The sequence below is a fragment of the Streptomyces sp. NBC_00536 genome, assembly GCF_036346295.1.
In the GTDB taxonomy this organism is placed as follows: Bacteria; Actinomycetota; Actinomycetes; order Streptomycetales; family Streptomycetaceae; genus Streptomyces.
Map to the genome: position 1 here is coordinate 7,747,345 of NZ_CP107819.1, position 14,375 is coordinate 7,761,719.

A 14,375-nucleotide genomic window follows, 5' to 3' on the forward strand; every position below is an offset into this window, starting at 1 on the left:
GCTCCGGCCCGGCCCGTGGGCCGTTCCCGCGACCACCGGGTCACGGTGGCTACCGGGGGAGGCGGAGCACCCCGGATCCGCTCCGTGGTCCCTCGACGGCCGGGGCGGCGGGCGCCGGGCCCAGGGTCGTGGTCCCCGGGGCCGCGCGGTGGCCCAGGCCGGTCCGGTACGCGTCCAGCGCCGCCTCCGTGCGCCCGGCCCGCCGCAGCAGATCGCCCAGCAGGCGGCACAGGTCGGCGAGATCGCCCGAGGCCCCGCTGCGCTCCAGCAGCGCGAGCGCCCGTACGTAGTGCTCCTCGGCCGCGCCGGTGTCCCCGCGCTCCTGCGCGATCAGCCCGAGCAGCCGGTGGGCCCCGCCCGCGTGCACCGCGCCGTGCCGGTCGCCCAGCTCCAGCAGCTCCGACAGGAGCTCCGCCGCCTCCTCGTACCGGCCGAGGCGCCGCAGCACGTCGGCCAGCTCCACCTCGACCTGCGCCGTGTAGAGCGCGGCCCGGCGCGCCGCCAGCATGTCCCGCGCCGTGCGCAACTCCCGCTCCGCCGCGTGCAGTTCGCCGTTCTGCGCCTGTACGTACCCCCGCATCCAGTGGCAGTGCGCCAGGTCGGCCCCCAGCCGCAGCTGCCGGTAGATCTCCTGGGCCTTGGCGAGCGAGGCATCGGCGTCGGCGGGCCGCCCCTCGGCGAGGAAGGTCCGGGCCACCTGCCGGTGCATGCCCGCGACCAGCGCCGGATCGCCGACCCGGGGGGCCAGCGCGAGCGCGAGTTCGGCCGCGTGCGCGGCCCGGGCGTGCGCGCCCATGTCGATGTACGGGCCGATGACGGCGGCGTAGAGCAGCACCAGCGCCTCGGGGTCGGGCAGCCCGCCCGCGTTCAGCTCGTCGATGGTGGATTCGAGCAGGTAGCAGGCGTAGCGCAGCTCACCGGCCAGTAGCAGCGCGACCGCGCGGCCCCGGATCGGGCGGGCCCGGCGGTGCAGCGGCTCGCCCTCCAGGAGCCGCTCCGCCGCCTCGAACCGGCTGACGGCCTCGGTGAGTTCACCCGACTCCAGCGCGCAGTCGCCCAGGCCCAGCAGTGCTTCGGCCCGCTCCGCGGGGAGGCCGAGCCGCTCCGCCTCGGCGAGGAGGCGCAGGTAGCGGTCGGCGGCCTCGTCGGCGGCGCCGGTGGCCAGCGCGCGCTGGGCGTCGGTCAGCCCGAGCCGCAGCTCGGTGGCCAGGTGGGCGGGCCTGCCGGTGACCAGCTCCTCGTAACTGACGTCCAGGCGGCCGGCGAGGAAGCGCAGGGCCGTTTCGGACGGCCGGACCTTGCCGGACTCCAGGGTCGAGACGTAGGCGGCGCTGTAGGAGGGTTCGGCCAACTGCCGCTGGGTCAGCCCGCGTTCGGTTCTCAACCGCTGCACCCTGCGCCCGATCTCCGCCGGTTCGTCCATCGATGCTCCCCGTTCCCGCCAACGCTCCGCTGAACGACCAGTATTGGGCCGCGCAGACCATTGCGCACGCCTCCTGCGCCCCCTAATTTAAGCACTCGATTCAGTCTGCTTAACCGGCTGCTTAACTTCTTTGTCCCCGGGGGGACTTCATGAGACCAGTCATCCGTCCGGCCCTGCGCGCGGTCGCCGTGGCCTGCTGCGCCGCCACCGTCCTGCTGGCCGCGGGGCCGGGCGCGGCGAGCGCCGACCCGGCGCCGCGTCCGGCCACCGCGCCGCCGGGCGCCACCCGCGTACCCGTGGAGGTGCCCGGACCGGAGCACGGCGGCGAGGCCGGTTCCGGGTCGGTGCGGGTGCCGTCCCAAGGGCGGGCGAAGCCCGCGCTGCGGCTCTCGGAGGCCGAGCGGATGGCCGACGGAGCGGTCACCAAAATGATCGACAACGGTCCGGTGGCCGACCGCCTGGACATCGTGGTCGTCGGTGACGGATACACCGCCGCGGAGCTGGACCGCTTCCACACCGACGCCAAGGAGAAGTGGGCCGAACTCTCCGCGGTCGAGCCCTACGCCAGTTACCGCAACCTCTTCAACGTCTGGACGGTCGACGCCGTCTCCCGGGAGTCCGGGGTCTCCGGCGACCCGGACCCGGCGACGGTCCGCGACACCGCGCTCGGCTCGTACTTCTGGTGCGAGCAGATCGAGCGGCTGCTCTGCGTCGACCAGCCCAAGGTGGACGGCTACGTGGCGAAGGCGCCCGCGGCCGACCTGGTGATCGTCCTCGCCAACAGCGCCAAGTACGGCGGCGCGGGCTACAACGAGCGCAGTGCGACCCTCGGCTACGAGGGCATATCGACCGCTTCGGCGGGCCACCCGAAGTCCGGCCAGGTCGCCGTCCACGAGACCGGCCACTCGCTGGGCAAGCTCGCCGACGAGTACTTCTACCCCGGGGTGCCCGAGTACGAGCACTACACCGGCTCCGAGCCCGCCGAGTCCAACACCTCCACCCTCGCGGCCGGTCCCATGGCCGGGCAGCGGTCCAAGTGGTACCGCTGGCTCGGCGAGACCTCGCCCGACGGCGGTACCGTCGGCGCGTACGAGGGCGGCGGGTACTACGTGTCCGGCCTCTACCGGCCCACCGACGCCTCGATCATGCGGGTGCTGGGCAAGCCCTTCAACCTGCCCGGCGTCGAGGCGATGATCGCGGGCTTCCACCAGCACGCGCACCTGGTCACCCCGCTCGCCCCGACCGGCCGCACGCTACGGCTCCGGGACGCCGCGAAGGTCGCCGTACCCCGGCTGACCGGCCCGGACGGGCGGCAGCCGGTGGTGCGCTGGTACCTGGACGGACGGGAGCAGAAACGATTCGAGGGCCGTACCGAGGTACACGTCGGCGAACTGTGGCTGTTCGACCTGCGCGCGCACCGGCTGACGGTCACCGCCGAGGACCGCACCCCCTCGGTACGCGACCCGGAGATCGCCCGGACCCTGCGGTCAACCGCCGAATGGCAGGTCCGCCTCTGAGTCTTACGAGAAGACGCCCCGCGTCAGCTGGAGGTAGTAGGCCACCAGCCCGACCACGCAGACGACGACCAGCCACGACGCCCAACCGGTGTGCCGGCCGGTGCGGCGGGGGCGGCGGGGCCGCCCGGCCCGGCCGGGACGCGGTGCCCCCGTGGCGCCTGGCGCCGTCTCGGCCAGCAGCCGACGGCAGACCGTGGCCAGTTCACCCGTACCGGCGGAGCGCCGGGCGATCGCCTCGCACCGGGCCGGGGCGGTCGTCCCGCCGTCGAGGATCCGTCCGGCGCGCAGCAGGACCTCGTCCGCTCCCGCGCCCGAGGACAGGCTGATCCACCGCTGCACGTGATCCCCCCGGATCACCACCTCGCCCGACCGGTCCCGGTAGACGGTGTGCTCCCGCCACAGGACGGCGGCCAACTCACTCGCGATATCCCTCAGTTGCGCGGACATCCACGCACCCCCACTTCACCCGGCAATCGAACAAGCTGGTGATTCTAGCCGGGGCCGCGGACAGTCAGCGCGTGCGGCCGGGCCAGGCGACATCGTCGACGGCCAGCCACGGCTCGCGGGCCACGGCCGACGGGGTCACTCCGGCGAAGGCCGCCACGTCACGGTGCAGGTGGGACTGGTCGGCGTAGCCGCCGTCCGCCGCGACCCGGACCGCGGCGTCACCCGCGGCGAGGCGGTGTACCGCCCTGTCGAAGCGGACGAGCTGCGCGGCGCGCTTCGGCGGCAGCCCCGGGTCATCAGATCCTGGCCCATGGCCACCCCGGGCGAGAGCAGATGGCTGCCCACGGGGACGCCGAGCCGCTCGTGCGCGGTCCGCGCCGCCTCCCGCATGATCCAGGCCGGGGCGCGGACGTACGTCTCGACGAAGTCGTGGTCCAGCGCGACGGCCCGCTCCAGGGTGCGCCGTACGCCCTCTTCGGTGCGGTGGGCGCGCGCCATGCTGTAGGCGACCCGGCTGCCGTCGATCAGCTCGCCCGTGGTGAACAGCCGCGGCCCGGCCGAGCGGCCCGCCGCCACCGACTCCCGGATCCTGACCCCCTCGTGGGCGAAACCGCCGAGCGAGGCGTTGGAGGTGATCCCGTAGGCGAGCATCAGAGCGCCCTGCCGCGCTCCGTACGTGTGCGGCCAGGGATGGGTGTGCGCGTCCCAGAGGCCCGGGATCACCGTGGACCCGGAGGCGTCCAGCAGGGTCTCGCCGGGCCGCGCGGGGCCGGGGCGGTGCGGCTCGACGGCGAGGACGCGGTGGCCGCCGATGACGAGGTCGACGTCCTCGCGCACCGCCTCCCCGGTGCCGTCCCACAGCCGCCCGGCGTGCACCCGGGTGACCCGCGCGGGCGGCGGCAGCCGCCGGGTGTACTCCAGGGGCACTCGGACCTCCTGGCGGCCGGAGCCATCGGCGCGCACGGTCCGCAGCCGGCCCCCCGACGTGTACAGCAGGGTCCGGGAGTTGCCGGACCACGACGGGTGGTCGGCGGCCTCGTCGGTGATCCGGCGCGGCTCGCCCGCCGGAACCCCGTCGGGACGCACCGGCAGCACCCACAGCGCGGACTCCATGACGAACGCCATGCTCCGGCCGTCCGGCGACCAGACCGGACCGCCGTTGCCGCGGTCGGACAAGGAGGCGTGCAGGGACGGGAGATGGACGGTCCACGTGCCCGTCGCGGTGTCGACCACCCGGATGAGGTTGTATCCCTCGCGGAAGCGCTGGTTGATCCGGTTGCGGTCGCAGAAAGCGATGTAGCGGCCGTCCGGTGACCAACTGGGCGCGCTCGGCAACCCGTTGCCGCCGAGCGGGGCGACGAGGAGGCGTTCCGTACCGGAGGCGGGATCGCGGAGCAGCAGGTTGCCGGTCGTGTCCTGGCAGGCGAGGCGGCGGCCGTCGGGGGACAGGACGGGATTCAGCCGCCCGCCCGTGGCCAGCACCTCGTCCCGCCCGTCGTCCAGCCAGTGCCGGTGCACCCGGATCAGCCCGGTCGCGCCGTCGCCCCTCCCGGCGCCGTCCCCCTGATCGGAGGAGTACAGCACGCTGCGCCCGTCCGGCGCCCAGGAGGGCATCTGCACGTAGGCGCAGGGATCGGCGGGCACCAGCTCGCGCGGACGGCCGCCGATCGGCATCACCCAGAGGGAGTTGAGCGCGACGAAGGCGACGGACCCGCCGTCCGGGGCGAGCACGGGCAGATGGATCCCGCGCACGGGGAGCGGGGAGGTCCCGTCGAACGCGTGCCGCTTGCGCCGGTACTCCGGCCGCGGGACGCGCAGCGACGCGCTGAAGGGGACGCTGCGCGGGATGTCCCGCGGGCGCAGCCGGCGGACCTGCCCGTCGGCCACATAGAGGAGGTCGCCCCCGGCGGTCCAGCAGGGCGGGGTCGGCGAGACGTCCTCATCGGCGGTCACCGGTTCGCCGTCGACCATCAGGGTGCAGCCAGTGCTGTGGCCGGGAAGGCTCACCGTGTCGCGGCGCCCGGTACGGCGCCTCGCCGCGTTGTCGGACCACGACGGTACGTCCAGTACGAGTCGCGGCCCTCCGCCTTGCGATGCGTCCCCTCGGCCCTTCGGGCCTGGGGAGACCCCAGGGCACCGGACACCGCGACCCGGCAAACCTCCCCGGCCACAGCACTGGCCGCCGAGCCCGGCCGCGCCGAGTCGGCCATCCGTACGTACGCCACCCGGCCGCCGGGGCCGACGGCCGGGCCCACCGCCACGCCGTCGTCCAGGGTGCGTTCCACCGTCGCCGCGCCGCCCGCGGCGGGGACCCAGGCGAGCGTCCGGCCGCCCTTGGCGCCCGCCCGGACGAACAGCACGCGGCTGCCGTCCGGGTGCCAGGCGGGGTCGTAGTCCTCGGCGCCGGGTTCGCCGGTCAGCCGGGTGAGGGCGCCGGAGCGCACGTCCACGGTCCAGATCCGGTACGGGGCCCCCGTCGCCGGGTCGCCGCAGGGCTCGGAGGAGAAGGCGATCCGGGTCCCGTCGGGCGACCAGGACACGCCCCGGTCGTCCCAGGGCCCGGAGGTCAGCCGGTGCAGCCCGCCACCGTCCGGGGCCATGGTCCAGAGGTGGAACCCGCCGTCCTGGTACGCGCACACGGCGACCCGCGAACCGTCCGGCGACCAGGACACCCGGGCCGGATCCAGCCCGGGCGGGGGGACGGCGGCGGCGGCCAGCGCGGCGGCTCCGCCCATCGCGACCCGGACGACATCACGGCGGGGCGGCCCGCTGCATTGATCCACGGGACGAACACAGGGGAGCCGGGGTGGGGTTCCGGCGAGGACGGGGCCGCTGCCGCACGAACGGACCACCCGGGCGCGGGGGTTGTGTGACGAGTGGCCGGATCCGGCCGCGCGGGGCGGTCAGCTGCCCGCCGCGTACCGCCAGAAGGCGCGCATCAGCGGCGGCGGCGTCGGGCCGCTCATTTCCAGCTGGGTCAGCAGGATCGAGACGGCGCCGGTGGAGGGGACGAGGTGCGCGGCCGTGCCCGTGCCGCCGACCCACCCGTAGCGGCCCGGTACGTTCCACGGTTCGCGCGTCTCGACGTCGACGGATCCGCCGAAGCCCCAGCCCTGGCCCTCCAGGAACAGCTCGCCCCCGGCGCGCTGGGCCGGGGTCAGGCAGTCGGTGGTCATCAGCCGCACCGACCCGGGCGACAGCAGCCGGGCGGCGGTGGCGCCGGTGCGGGTGCCGGTACCCGTGCCCGTGCCGGGGCTCAGGGCTCCCTCGGCGAGCATCATCCGGGCGAAGGCGTACCAGTCGTCCACGGTCGAGACCAGCCCGCCCGTGCCGGAGGGGAACGGGGGCACGCGGGTCCACCCGCCGTCGCGGGCGTCGACCAGCTCCGGCGCGCCGCCCTCCTCGGCGGCGGCCCGGTAGTAGCCGGTGAAACGGTCCAGCGAGGCGGCCGGGACGGCGAAGCCGGTGTCCGTCATGCCGAGCGGCGCGAAGATCCGCTCGGCCAGGAACTCCGGCAGGGGCTGCCCCGAGACGCGTGCGATCAGGACGCCCAGGATGTCCGAGCAGGTGTTGTAGAGCCAGGCCTCGCCCGGCTGGTACAGCAGCGGAATCCCCGACAGGGCCTTCATCCAGGCGTCCGGCGGCGCGACCCGCTGCGGCTGCGGCGGGCCCTGGCGCAGCTCGCTGAAGAGCAGGCCGACCGCGGGGAGCGAGAAGTCCCGGGGGAAGCCGTATCCGGCGCGGAAGGTCAGCAGGTCGGACACGGTGATCGGGCGGACCGCGGGCACCACGTCGGCGACGGGGCTCGACGGGGTACGGACGACCACCCGGTCGGCCAGCTCCGGCAGCCAGGGCGTGACCGGGCCGTCCAGCGTGAGCAGGCCCTCCTCGACCAGCAGCATCACCGCGGCGGCGGTGACCGGCTTGGTCAGCGAGGCGATCCGGAAGATCGTGTCCCGGGCCATCGGAGTGCTCCCGCCGGCCTCGGCGGTCCCCACGGCGGCCACCTCGACCCGGTCGCCCCGGGCCACCAGCGCCACCGCGCCCGGCAGTGTCCCGGCGTTCACCGGCGGTTCCAGAATCCCGCGCAGACCGGTCATGACTCCACACTCCACGTGTCCGACGTCCGTCCGGCCGGTCGCACGCTCCCGCGGCCGGCCCCTCGGAGAAGAGACTCCCGGGGCCGCGCGAATTCATCGCGGATGCCACGCCGGTCCCGCGCGGCGGGGCCGGCAGGACAGCCGGGCGGACTACCGCAGGTCCATGCCCGGATCGTCGATCCTGCTCTCCTGCTCGCTCTGCTCCTGCAGGCGCTTCGCCTTGTCCTTGAGCCGTTGGCGGTCCTGCGGGTCGGCGGCCCGCTCGGCCGCCTCGTTCAGCTCCTGCGCCTTCGCGCGCATCTGCCCGGCCCGGCCACCGGACTCGCCTGCAACGCTCATGATCACTCCTCTGGTCGATCGGGGAGAGCGGGCGCATTCAGCGAACCAGCAGTACGCCCCGTCCGCATCCCGGGACGTTACGCGGGGTGAGCCCGGACCCACTCCTGCAACTCGACCAGGTTGCCCTCGGGGTCGGCGAGGTGCGCCACCTTGATCCGGTCACCCAGCGGGGCCGGATCGCGCAGGAACACGCCGCCGCGCGCGGTGAGCAGGGCGTGGGTGGCATCGAGGTCGTCGACCCGCAGCGCGATCAGCGCCCGGTGGCCCTCGGGCGCCTCGGCGAGCGACCCGACCAGTGCGGCCATCTGTGCGCGGTCGTGCAGGGCTATCGCGGCGCTGCCGCCGTCGGGCGAGAGCTTGGCGTACGGGCCCCGCTCGTCGTCGAACTGCGGGGTGAGGCCGAGAACGTCCCGGTAGAAGCGGTAGCAGGCGGTGAAGTCCGTGACCAGCAGGCGGATTTGAGTGAGTTCCATGGTCATCCATCGTAGTCCGTGCCCGTCCGGGGCCCAGGGTCGGGCGCCGGGGCGGACGCTGGTTGACAGGGAAGATCCACTGACTGATTATTCCACTAGTCGCATAGTGGATTGATGGATAGGGGGTGGGGCGGAACATGACCATGTCCGGTACGACAGGCGCCCGATGGGCCGTGGAGGCGGGCGGCCTGGGCAAGAGGTACCGGCGGGGGTGGGCGCTGCGGGACTGCTCGTTCCGGGTCCCGGCCGGCCGGGTCTGTGCCCTGGTGGGACCCAACGGGGCGGGCAAGAGCACCCTGCTGGGGCTGGCGGCGGGCCTGGACGCGCCGACGGAAGGGGAGCTGCGGATCCTCGGGCTCCCGGCCGGATCCCCGGACGGCATGTCCCGCTGGTCCTTCCTGGGTCAGGACAAGCCGCTCTTCAAACGGTTCACCGTCGCGGAGCACCTGCGGATGGGACGGGAACTCAACCCCGGCTGGGACCGGGCCACCGCCGAGCGGATCGTGGCGGAGGGCCGGATCCCGGCGAACGCCCGCGCCGGTCAGCTCTCGGGCGGCCAGCGCACCCGCGTCGCCCTCGCGCTCGCCTTCGGCAAGCGCCCCGAACTCCTGCTCCTCGACGAGCCGTTGGCCGATCTCGACCCGGTGGCCCGGGATGAGATCGGCGCCCTGCTGATGTCCGAGGCCGCCGAGCACGGAACCACCGTCCTCATGTCCTCCCACGTCCTGGCGGAGCTGGAGGGCATGTGCGACTTCGTCCTCGTCCTCACCGACGGCCGGGTCCGCATGGCCGGTGAAGCCGATGAACTGGTGGCCATGCACAGCGTGGTCACCGGACTGACCGTGGACGGGGAGCTGCCCGCGGCGCTGCACGACCACACCCTGATCGAAGTCCGCACCGCCGGACGGCAGTTCACCGCGATGGTGCGCCGCCAGGGCCCCCTCGGCGGTGACTGGCAGCGCGCCGAACCCGGAATGGAGGAGGTACTGCTCGCCTACCTCCGCTCACCGCACGCGCCCGCCCTGCTGTCCCCGTCCGCCGTTCCCGTCCACCGAGAGGAAAGCGCGGCATGAGCGTGCCCACCCACACCATCGACGAGGCCCCCGCGCACCAGGACGCCGGTCCCGGCCGGCCCCGTCGGCTGCGCGGCCTGGCCTGGCTCATCGCGCGCCAGCACCGCACCGTCCTGATCGTCTGCGCCGCGCTGACCGTGCTCGGCGCCGCCTGGACCGTCCACCAGCGCGGCGCGATGCTCGACACCCTGCACGCCGCCGGATGGCCCGGCACGCCCGCGGACGCGCTCGACCCGGATGTGGTCAACCGGGTCGGCAACGACTTCAACTCCTACAGCGGCTATCTGACCCGGCTGCCCGTACTGTTCGGCGTCTTCCTCGGCGCCCCGCTGATCGCGGTGGACCGGGAATCGGGCACCGCGCGGCTGGTCGCCACCCAGTCGGTGTCCCGGGGGCGGTGGCTGCGCTGGAAGCTGGGCTTCGCCCTGGTCCTGGTCACGGTCGTCACCGGGACGCTGAGCGCCCTGCACACCTGGTGGTGGCACTCCATCGCCCCGTTCGGCGCGGGCGACTGGCTCCAGGGCAGCGTCTTCGGCGCCACCGGCCCCGTCCTGGTGGCGAGCGCGCTGTTCGCCACCGCGCTGGGCATGGCCATCGGCGTCATGGCCCGCCGCGCGGTGGCCGCGAGCGCCGCGACCTACGTGCTGTCCGCCGCGGCGGTCATCGCCGTCGAATCCCTCCGGCTCCGGCTGGTGACCACGCACCGCATCACCTATCCCTTCGCCGACCACTACCCGGTGCTCGACCGCGCGGTCCAGACGGACCAGTGGGTGGGCACGGCCTCCGGCAAGCTCTACGGGTACGGCACCTGTGTGCACGACGCGGTCCCGGACGCCTGCCGGGCCAGGCTCGGGATCGTGAACTCGGTCTGGGATTACCTCAGTTTCGACCAGATGCCCGGGATGCAGTGGACCGAGGCCGGGATCTACCTGGTTCTGGCCGCGGCCCTGACCGCTCTGGCCATGTGGTGGATCCGGCGGTACCCGAGCTGAACGCGCGGACCGCGCGGACCGTGCGGACGGCACGGACCGCTCCGGCCCTGAGGGTCCACACTGTCCACAGCGGCGAAGGCACACCGAACGGGAAGCGAGGAGGCGGGTTCACGTGGTCGTATTCCGGATAGAGCGCCGCGCGGGCCTGCCCACCTACCTCCAGATCGTGGCGCAGGTGGAGCAGGCGCTGCGCATGGGCGCGCTGGTCGAGGGGGACAAGCTGCCGACCGCGGCGCAGGTGGCCGCCAGTACGAAGGTCAATCCCAACACCACGCTCAAGGCCTACCGGGAGCTGGAACGGGCCGGGCTGGTCGAAGTGCGCCAGGGCGCGGGTACGTTCATCACCCGCACCCTGGTCACACCGCAGACCGGCCCCGAGTCCCCGCTGCGGGCCCGGCTCGCCGAGTGGGCGCGCGAGGCGCGCGAACAGGGGCTGGCCGCCGAGGACCTGGTGACCCTGTTCGAAGCGGTGCTCACGGATACCTTCCCGGGCGCCGGGACGCGGCCGCGCGACAAAGAGCCGAAATTGGCCTGATCCGATATGCGGAGTACCAACTCCGCATATCGGACTGATAGGTTCCGCGAGTTGATCTTGCCGGTCGCCCCAGAGTGCGACGGCGATCCCCTCGTGCAAGGAACCCACATTGGTCCGCCAGCCCTCACTCCGTCCTGCCGCGCCGTTCACCCGCGTCGCGCTGCCCGTCCTTCCCGCGCTCCTGCTGGCGCTGCTGCCCGTCCTCCCGGCGGCCGCCGCCGACGCGCCGCACCTCGATTCCGTCGAACGGACGCTCCGTCAGGTCAGCCCCGGTCTCGAAGGCCGGGTGTGGGAGCGCACCGCGGGCAACAGCCTCGACGCGTCCACACCGGGCGGCGGCGACTGGCTGCTCCAGACCCCCGGCTGCTGGGGTGACGCCACCTGCGCCGACCGCCCCGGCACCCGGCGGCTGCTCGACAAGATGACCGAGAACATCTCCCGCGCGCGGCACACCGTGGACATATCCACCCTGGCGCCGTTCCCCGACGGCGCCTTCCAGGACGCCCTCGTCGTCGGCCTGAAGGCATCGGCCGCGGCCGGGAACAAGCTCACGGTCCGGGTGCTGGTCGGGGCGGCCCCGGTGTACCACCTGAACGTCGTACCGTCGAAGTACCGGGACGAACTGGTGGGCAGGCTCGGCGCGGACGCGCCGAACGTCACGCTCAACGTCGCCTCGATGACCACCTCCAAGACCGCGTTCTCCTGGAACCACTCCAAACTCCTCGTGGTCGACGGCCAGTCGGCCGTCACCGGTGGCATCAACAGCTGGAAGGGCGACTACCTCGACACCGCCCACCCGGTGTCCGACGTCGACCTCGCGCTGAGCGGCCCCGCCGCCGCCTCCGCGGGGAAGTACCTGGACGAGCTGTGGTCCTGGACCTGCCAGAACAAGGGCAACATCGCGAGCGTCTGGTTCGCCTCCTCCAACGGCGCCGGATGCCTGCCCGCACTGGCGCGGGTGGAGCCGCCCGCGCCCGCCACGGGCGACGTACCGGTGATCGCGGTCGGCGGCCTCGGCGTGGGGATCCGGCGCAACGACCCGGCCTCGCTCTTCCAGTCAGTCCTGCCGACCGCGCCCGACACCAAATGCGTCGTCGGCCTGCACGACAACACCAACGCCGACCGCGACTACGACACGGTCAACCCCGAGGAGAGCGCCCTGCGCACGCTGATCTCCAGTGCGGGCGCGCACATCGAGATCTCACAGCAGGACCTCAACGCCACCTGCCCGCCCCTGCCGCGCTACGACATCCGCACCTACGACGCCCTCGCCGAGCGCCTGGCCGCGGGCGTCAAGGTCCGCATCGTCGTCAGTGATCCGGCCAACCGCGGCGCCGTGGGCAGCGGGGGCTACTCGCAGATCAAGTCCCTCTCCGAGATCAGCGACACGCTCCGCGACCGCCTGGCGCGCCTCACGGGCGACCAGGCCCGCGCCCGTACCGTGATGTGCTCCGGGCTCCAGCTCGCCACCTTCCGCAGCGCCGCGAACCCGACCTGGGCGGACGGTCACCCGTACGCGCAGCACCACAAGCTGGTCTCCGTCGACGACGCGGCCTTCTACATCGGGTCGAAGAACCTCTACCCCGCGTGGCTCCAGGACTTCGGCTATGTGGTGGAGAGCCCGGCCGCCGCGGGGCAGCTGCGCACGCAACTGCTCGCGCCGCAGTGGCAGTACTCCAAGGCGACCGCCACGGTCGACTACGAGCAGGGCATCTGTCGCTGATACGGGCGGTGCGCCGCGGCCCGGGACGGGGTCGCGGCGCACCACCGGTCAGTCGAGCGGTGGATCAGCGGATCAGCGGATCAGCGGATCAGCGGATCAGCGGATCAGCGGATCGGCGGTTCAGTGGATCAGTGGATCGGCGGATCAGTGGAACAGCATGGACGCGCCGCCGGCGGCCGTGGTGACCGAGCCGGGGCAGAGGAAGCTCCCCGAGGTCTTGGTCGCGGTGAAGGCCTGGTTGAGGTACTTGCGGGTGGCCCCGTCGCGGTTCCACGCGATGTTGGTGGCCTTGTAGCGGCAGGAGACGAAGCTCTGCTTGCCGGTGATGTCGATCGCGTCCGTCTTCGCGAGGCCGTTCGCGTCGTCGAAGGTGAACGCGGGGTTGTTGTTGAGCGCCGCGGTGATGCCGCCGGTACAGGACAGGTTGCCGCCCGGCGTGTTGATGGTGGTGCGGTCGACCGTCAGCGCGGTGGGGGGATTGGCGCTCGTCTTGGCGTTGGTCCAGGTGCAGGTGTTGCCCGAGACCACGATGACGCCGTCGGCCCGCTGGTCGGCGGTGGGTCCGAGGGCGATCGCCGCCGAGGATCCGGCGAGGACCGTGGCGGCGGCCAGGGCGGTCAGGCCCGTCCATTTCCTGATGCTGGTCATGCTCATCGTGCGCTCCTCATTGTCATGGCCCAGTGGGGTGGACTGACGCGCCAGGGAACGTCCCACAGGGACCTTGAAATGTCAGGCCCATGTCATGCAATTGGCCGGATGGCTCCACCGGTGCGGCGGCCGAGTGCGGCGTTGGCCTTCATCAGGAGGGGGATCAGGCCGTAGGCGGCCACGGGGACGACCACCCCGGTGAGGATCAGTGTCCGCAGCGGCAGCGGGAGACCGGCGGTGACCGGACCGAGCAGTCCGAGGGCGAGGGTGATCGTCGGGTAGACGGCCAGCCAGGTGATCAGCGCCCGGCGGTGTATGGACGGAACGGCCGGAGAGGCGGCCTGGGTGGCCGGGGTGGCGGGAACGGGGGCGGGCGTGGTCGCGGGCATGGGGGTCTCCTGGTCATGGGGTGCCGAGCGGCTGGATCCCTGATCTCCAACCAGCTGGTTGGAGTCTTGCACGTGATCCACTCCATTTCCAACCCACTGGTTGGAGATGGGCTAGAGTCGGGCCATGGCCTGGGACACTGCGCGCACGAAACAGCTCCTGCTCGACGCCGCGGTCGAGGAGTTCGCCGAACACGGCCCCGAAGGCGCCCGTGTCGCCCGTGTCGCGACCCGCGCGGGCGTCAACAAGGAGCGCATCTACCAGTACTTCGGCGGCAAGGAGAAGCTGTTCGCCGCCGTCCTGGAGTGCGAACTGCAGAAGCTCGCCGCCGCGGTGCCGCTGGACGAAGCGCAGGCCAAGGACCTCGGCGACTACGCGGGCCGGGTGTTCGACTACCACCGGCAGCACCCGCACTTCGTGCGCCTCCTCGCCTGGGAGGGGCTCCAGTGCCAGGACTGGGTGGCCGCCCAGTGCGAGCGCACCGACCACTACGACGAGAAGATCGCGGCCATCGCCGCCGCCCAGCGGGCCGGCGCGCTCACCGGAGCCGTCGCGCCCGGGCAGCTCATGCACACGGTGATCTCCTTGACCGTGTCCTGGTTCAACCTGCCGCAGCTCTCCCGGATGCTGGTCCCCGCCGTCGCGGATGAGGGTGCCACCGCGCAGCGTGCGGCCCTGGTCGAGGCGGTCCGCCGCCTCACGGCGACCTGAGCCGCAG

The 14,375-nt window shown here is 73.2% G+C and carries 14 protein-coding genes and 2 pseudogenes; 6 read left to right on the forward strand and 10 right to left on the reverse strand.

Features of this window, described 5'->3' with window-relative positions; all coding sequences use genetic code 11:
- Positions 1-49: 49 nt before the first annotated feature.
- Complete coding sequence (locus tag OHS33_RS33155) at positions 50-1,423, reverse strand: tetratricopeptide repeat protein (protein WP_330334112.1); 1,374 nt, start codon at positions 1,421-1,423, stop codon at positions 50-52.
- A 149-nt stretch (positions 1,424-1,572) separates the two neighbouring features.
- Here OHS33_RS33155 and OHS33_RS33160 point away from each other — a divergent pair, with 149 nt between their 5' ends.
- On the forward strand, positions 1,573-2,940 hold the full coding sequence (locus OHS33_RS33160) for a M64 family metallopeptidase (protein ID WP_330334113.1): 1,368 nt from the start codon (positions 1,573-1,575) through the stop codon (positions 2,938-2,940).
- Between the two features lie 3 nt (positions 2,941-2,943).
- Here OHS33_RS33160 and OHS33_RS33165 read toward each other — a convergent pair whose 3' ends face one another.
- The 7 genes and pseudogenes from OHS33_RS33165 to OHS33_RS33195 all read right to left on the reverse strand — a co-directional run bounded on the left by OHS33_RS33165 (position 2,944) and on the right by OHS33_RS33195 (position 8,299).
- Positions 2,944-3,387, reverse strand: coding sequence for a hypothetical protein (locus tag OHS33_RS33165; RefSeq protein ID WP_330334114.1), 444 nt, complete (start codon positions 3,385-3,387; stop codon positions 2,944-2,946).
- A gap of 64 nt (positions 3,388-3,451) precedes the next feature.
- The gene (locus OHS33_RS33170) at positions 3,452-3,784 is read right to left on the reverse strand and encodes a helix-turn-helix domain-containing protein (protein WP_443065488.1); all 333 of its coding nucleotides are present in this window, start codon (positions 3,782-3,784) and stop codon (positions 3,452-3,454) included.
- Positions 3,679-5,394, reverse strand: a pseudogene (locus tag OHS33_RS33175) (amidohydrolase); the annotation flags it as partial. The gene OHS33_RS33170 and the pseudogene OHS33_RS33175, both read right to left, overlap by 106 nt.
- Positions 5,395-5,684: 290 nt before the next feature.
- Positions 5,685-6,098: pseudogene (locus OHS33_RS33180) on the reverse strand (TolB family protein); the annotation flags it as partial.
- Positions 6,099-6,290: 192 nt separating this feature from the next.
- Positions 6,291-7,487, reverse strand: coding sequence for a serine hydrolase domain-containing protein (locus OHS33_RS33185; RefSeq protein WP_330334115.1), 1,197 nt, complete (start codon positions 7,485-7,487; stop codon positions 6,291-6,293).
- A gap of 150 nt (positions 7,488-7,637) precedes the next feature.
- The gene (locus OHS33_RS33190) at positions 7,638-7,826 is read right to left on the reverse strand and encodes a DUF6381 family protein (RefSeq protein ID WP_330334116.1); all 189 of its coding nucleotides are present in this window, start codon (positions 7,824-7,826) and stop codon (positions 7,638-7,640) included.
- Positions 7,827-7,903: 77 nt separating this feature from the next.
- The gene (locus tag OHS33_RS33195) at positions 7,904-8,299 is read right to left on the reverse strand and encodes a VOC family protein (RefSeq protein WP_330334117.1); all 396 of its coding nucleotides are present in this window, start codon (positions 8,297-8,299) and stop codon (positions 7,904-7,906) included.
- Between the two features lie 137 nt (positions 8,300-8,436).
- Here OHS33_RS33195 and OHS33_RS33200 point away from each other — a divergent pair, with 137 nt between their 5' ends.
- From OHS33_RS33200 to OHS33_RS33215, 4 genes are all read left to right on the forward strand, one after another.
- The gene (locus tag OHS33_RS33200) at positions 8,437-9,372 is read left to right on the forward strand and encodes an ABC transporter ATP-binding protein (RefSeq protein WP_330334118.1); all 936 of its coding nucleotides are present in this window, start codon (positions 8,437-8,439) and stop codon (positions 9,370-9,372) included.
- Positions 9,369-10,364 (forward strand): ABC transporter permease, encoded by a 996-nt coding sequence (locus tag OHS33_RS33205; protein WP_330334119.1) that lies wholly within the window; start codon positions 9,369-9,371, stop codon positions 10,362-10,364. Before OHS33_RS33200 ends, OHS33_RS33205 begins: the two co-directional genes overlap by 4 nt.
- Positions 10,365-10,476: 112 nt before the next feature.
- Positions 10,477-10,899, forward strand: a complete 423-nt coding sequence (locus OHS33_RS33210) for a GntR family transcriptional regulator (protein ID WP_330334120.1) — start codon at positions 10,477-10,479, stop codon at positions 10,897-10,899.
- A gap of 109 nt (positions 10,900-11,008) precedes the next feature.
- Positions 11,009-12,622 (forward strand): phospholipase, encoded by a 1,614-nt coding sequence (locus OHS33_RS33215; protein WP_330334121.1) that lies wholly within the window; start codon positions 11,009-11,011, stop codon positions 12,620-12,622.
- 144 nt (positions 12,623-12,766) lie between these two features.
- Here OHS33_RS33215 and OHS33_RS33220 read toward each other — a convergent pair whose 3' ends face one another.
- A complete protein-coding gene (locus tag OHS33_RS33220) occupies positions 12,767-13,276 on the reverse strand; it encodes a hypothetical protein (RefSeq protein ID WP_330334122.1) in 510 nt (169 codons plus the stop codon).
- Positions 13,277-13,362: 86 nt separating this feature from the next.
- On the reverse strand, positions 13,363-13,659 hold the full coding sequence (locus OHS33_RS33225) for a hypothetical protein (protein WP_330334123.1): 297 nt from the start codon (positions 13,657-13,659) through the stop codon (positions 13,363-13,365).
- A 124-nt stretch (positions 13,660-13,783) separates the two neighbouring features.
- Between OHS33_RS33225 and OHS33_RS33230 the strand changes: the two genes are divergently transcribed.
- The gene (locus OHS33_RS33230) at positions 13,784-14,368 is read left to right on the forward strand and encodes a TetR/AcrR family transcriptional regulator (RefSeq protein WP_330334124.1); all 585 of its coding nucleotides are present in this window, start codon (positions 13,784-13,786) and stop codon (positions 14,366-14,368) included.
- The last annotated feature ends 7 nt before the right edge of the window (positions 14,369-14,375 follow it).

Excerpts from the sequence above, each read along its gene's own strand:
- OHS33_RS33165 (WP_330334114.1), bottom strand. The coding sequence starts at position 3,387 with ATGTCCGCGCAACTGAGGGATATCGCGAGTGAGTTGGCCGCCGTCCTG.
- OHS33_RS33155 (WP_330334112.1), bottom strand. The coding sequence starts at position 1,423 with ATGGACGAACCGGCGGAGATCGGGCGCAGGGTGCAGCGGTTGAGAACC.
- OHS33_RS33205 (WP_330334119.1), top strand. The coding sequence starts at position 9,369 with ATGAGCGTGCCCACCCACACCATCGACGAGGCCCCCGCGCACCAGGAC.
- OHS33_RS33190 (WP_330334116.1), bottom strand. The coding sequence starts at position 7,826 with ATGAGCGTTGCAGGCGAGTCCGGTGGCCGGGCCGGGCAGATGCGCGCG.
- OHS33_RS33220 (WP_330334122.1), bottom strand. The coding sequence starts at position 13,276 with ATGAGCATGACCAGCATCAGGAAATGGACGGGCCTGACCGCCCTGGCC.
- OHS33_RS33185 (WP_330334115.1), bottom strand. The coding sequence starts at position 7,487 with ATGACCGGTCTGCGCGGGATTCTGGAACCGCCGGTGAACGCCGGGACA.
- OHS33_RS33160 (WP_330334113.1), top strand. The coding sequence starts at position 1,573 with ATGAGACCAGTCATCCGTCCGGCCCTGCGCGCGGTCGCCGTGGCCTGC.
- OHS33_RS33195 (WP_330334117.1), bottom strand. The coding sequence starts at position 8,299 with ATGGAACTCACTCAAATCCGCCTGCTGGTCACGGACTTCACCGCCTGC.
- OHS33_RS33200 (WP_330334118.1), top strand. The coding sequence starts at position 8,437 with ATGACCATGTCCGGTACGACAGGCGCCCGATGGGCCGTGGAGGCGGGC.
- OHS33_RS33225 (WP_330334123.1), bottom strand. The coding sequence starts at position 13,659 with ATGCCCGCGACCACGCCCGCCCCCGTTCCCGCCACCCCGGCCACCCAG.
- OHS33_RS33230 (WP_330334124.1), top strand. The coding sequence starts at position 13,784 with ATGGCCTGGGACACTGCGCGCACGAAACAGCTCCTGCTCGACGCCGCG.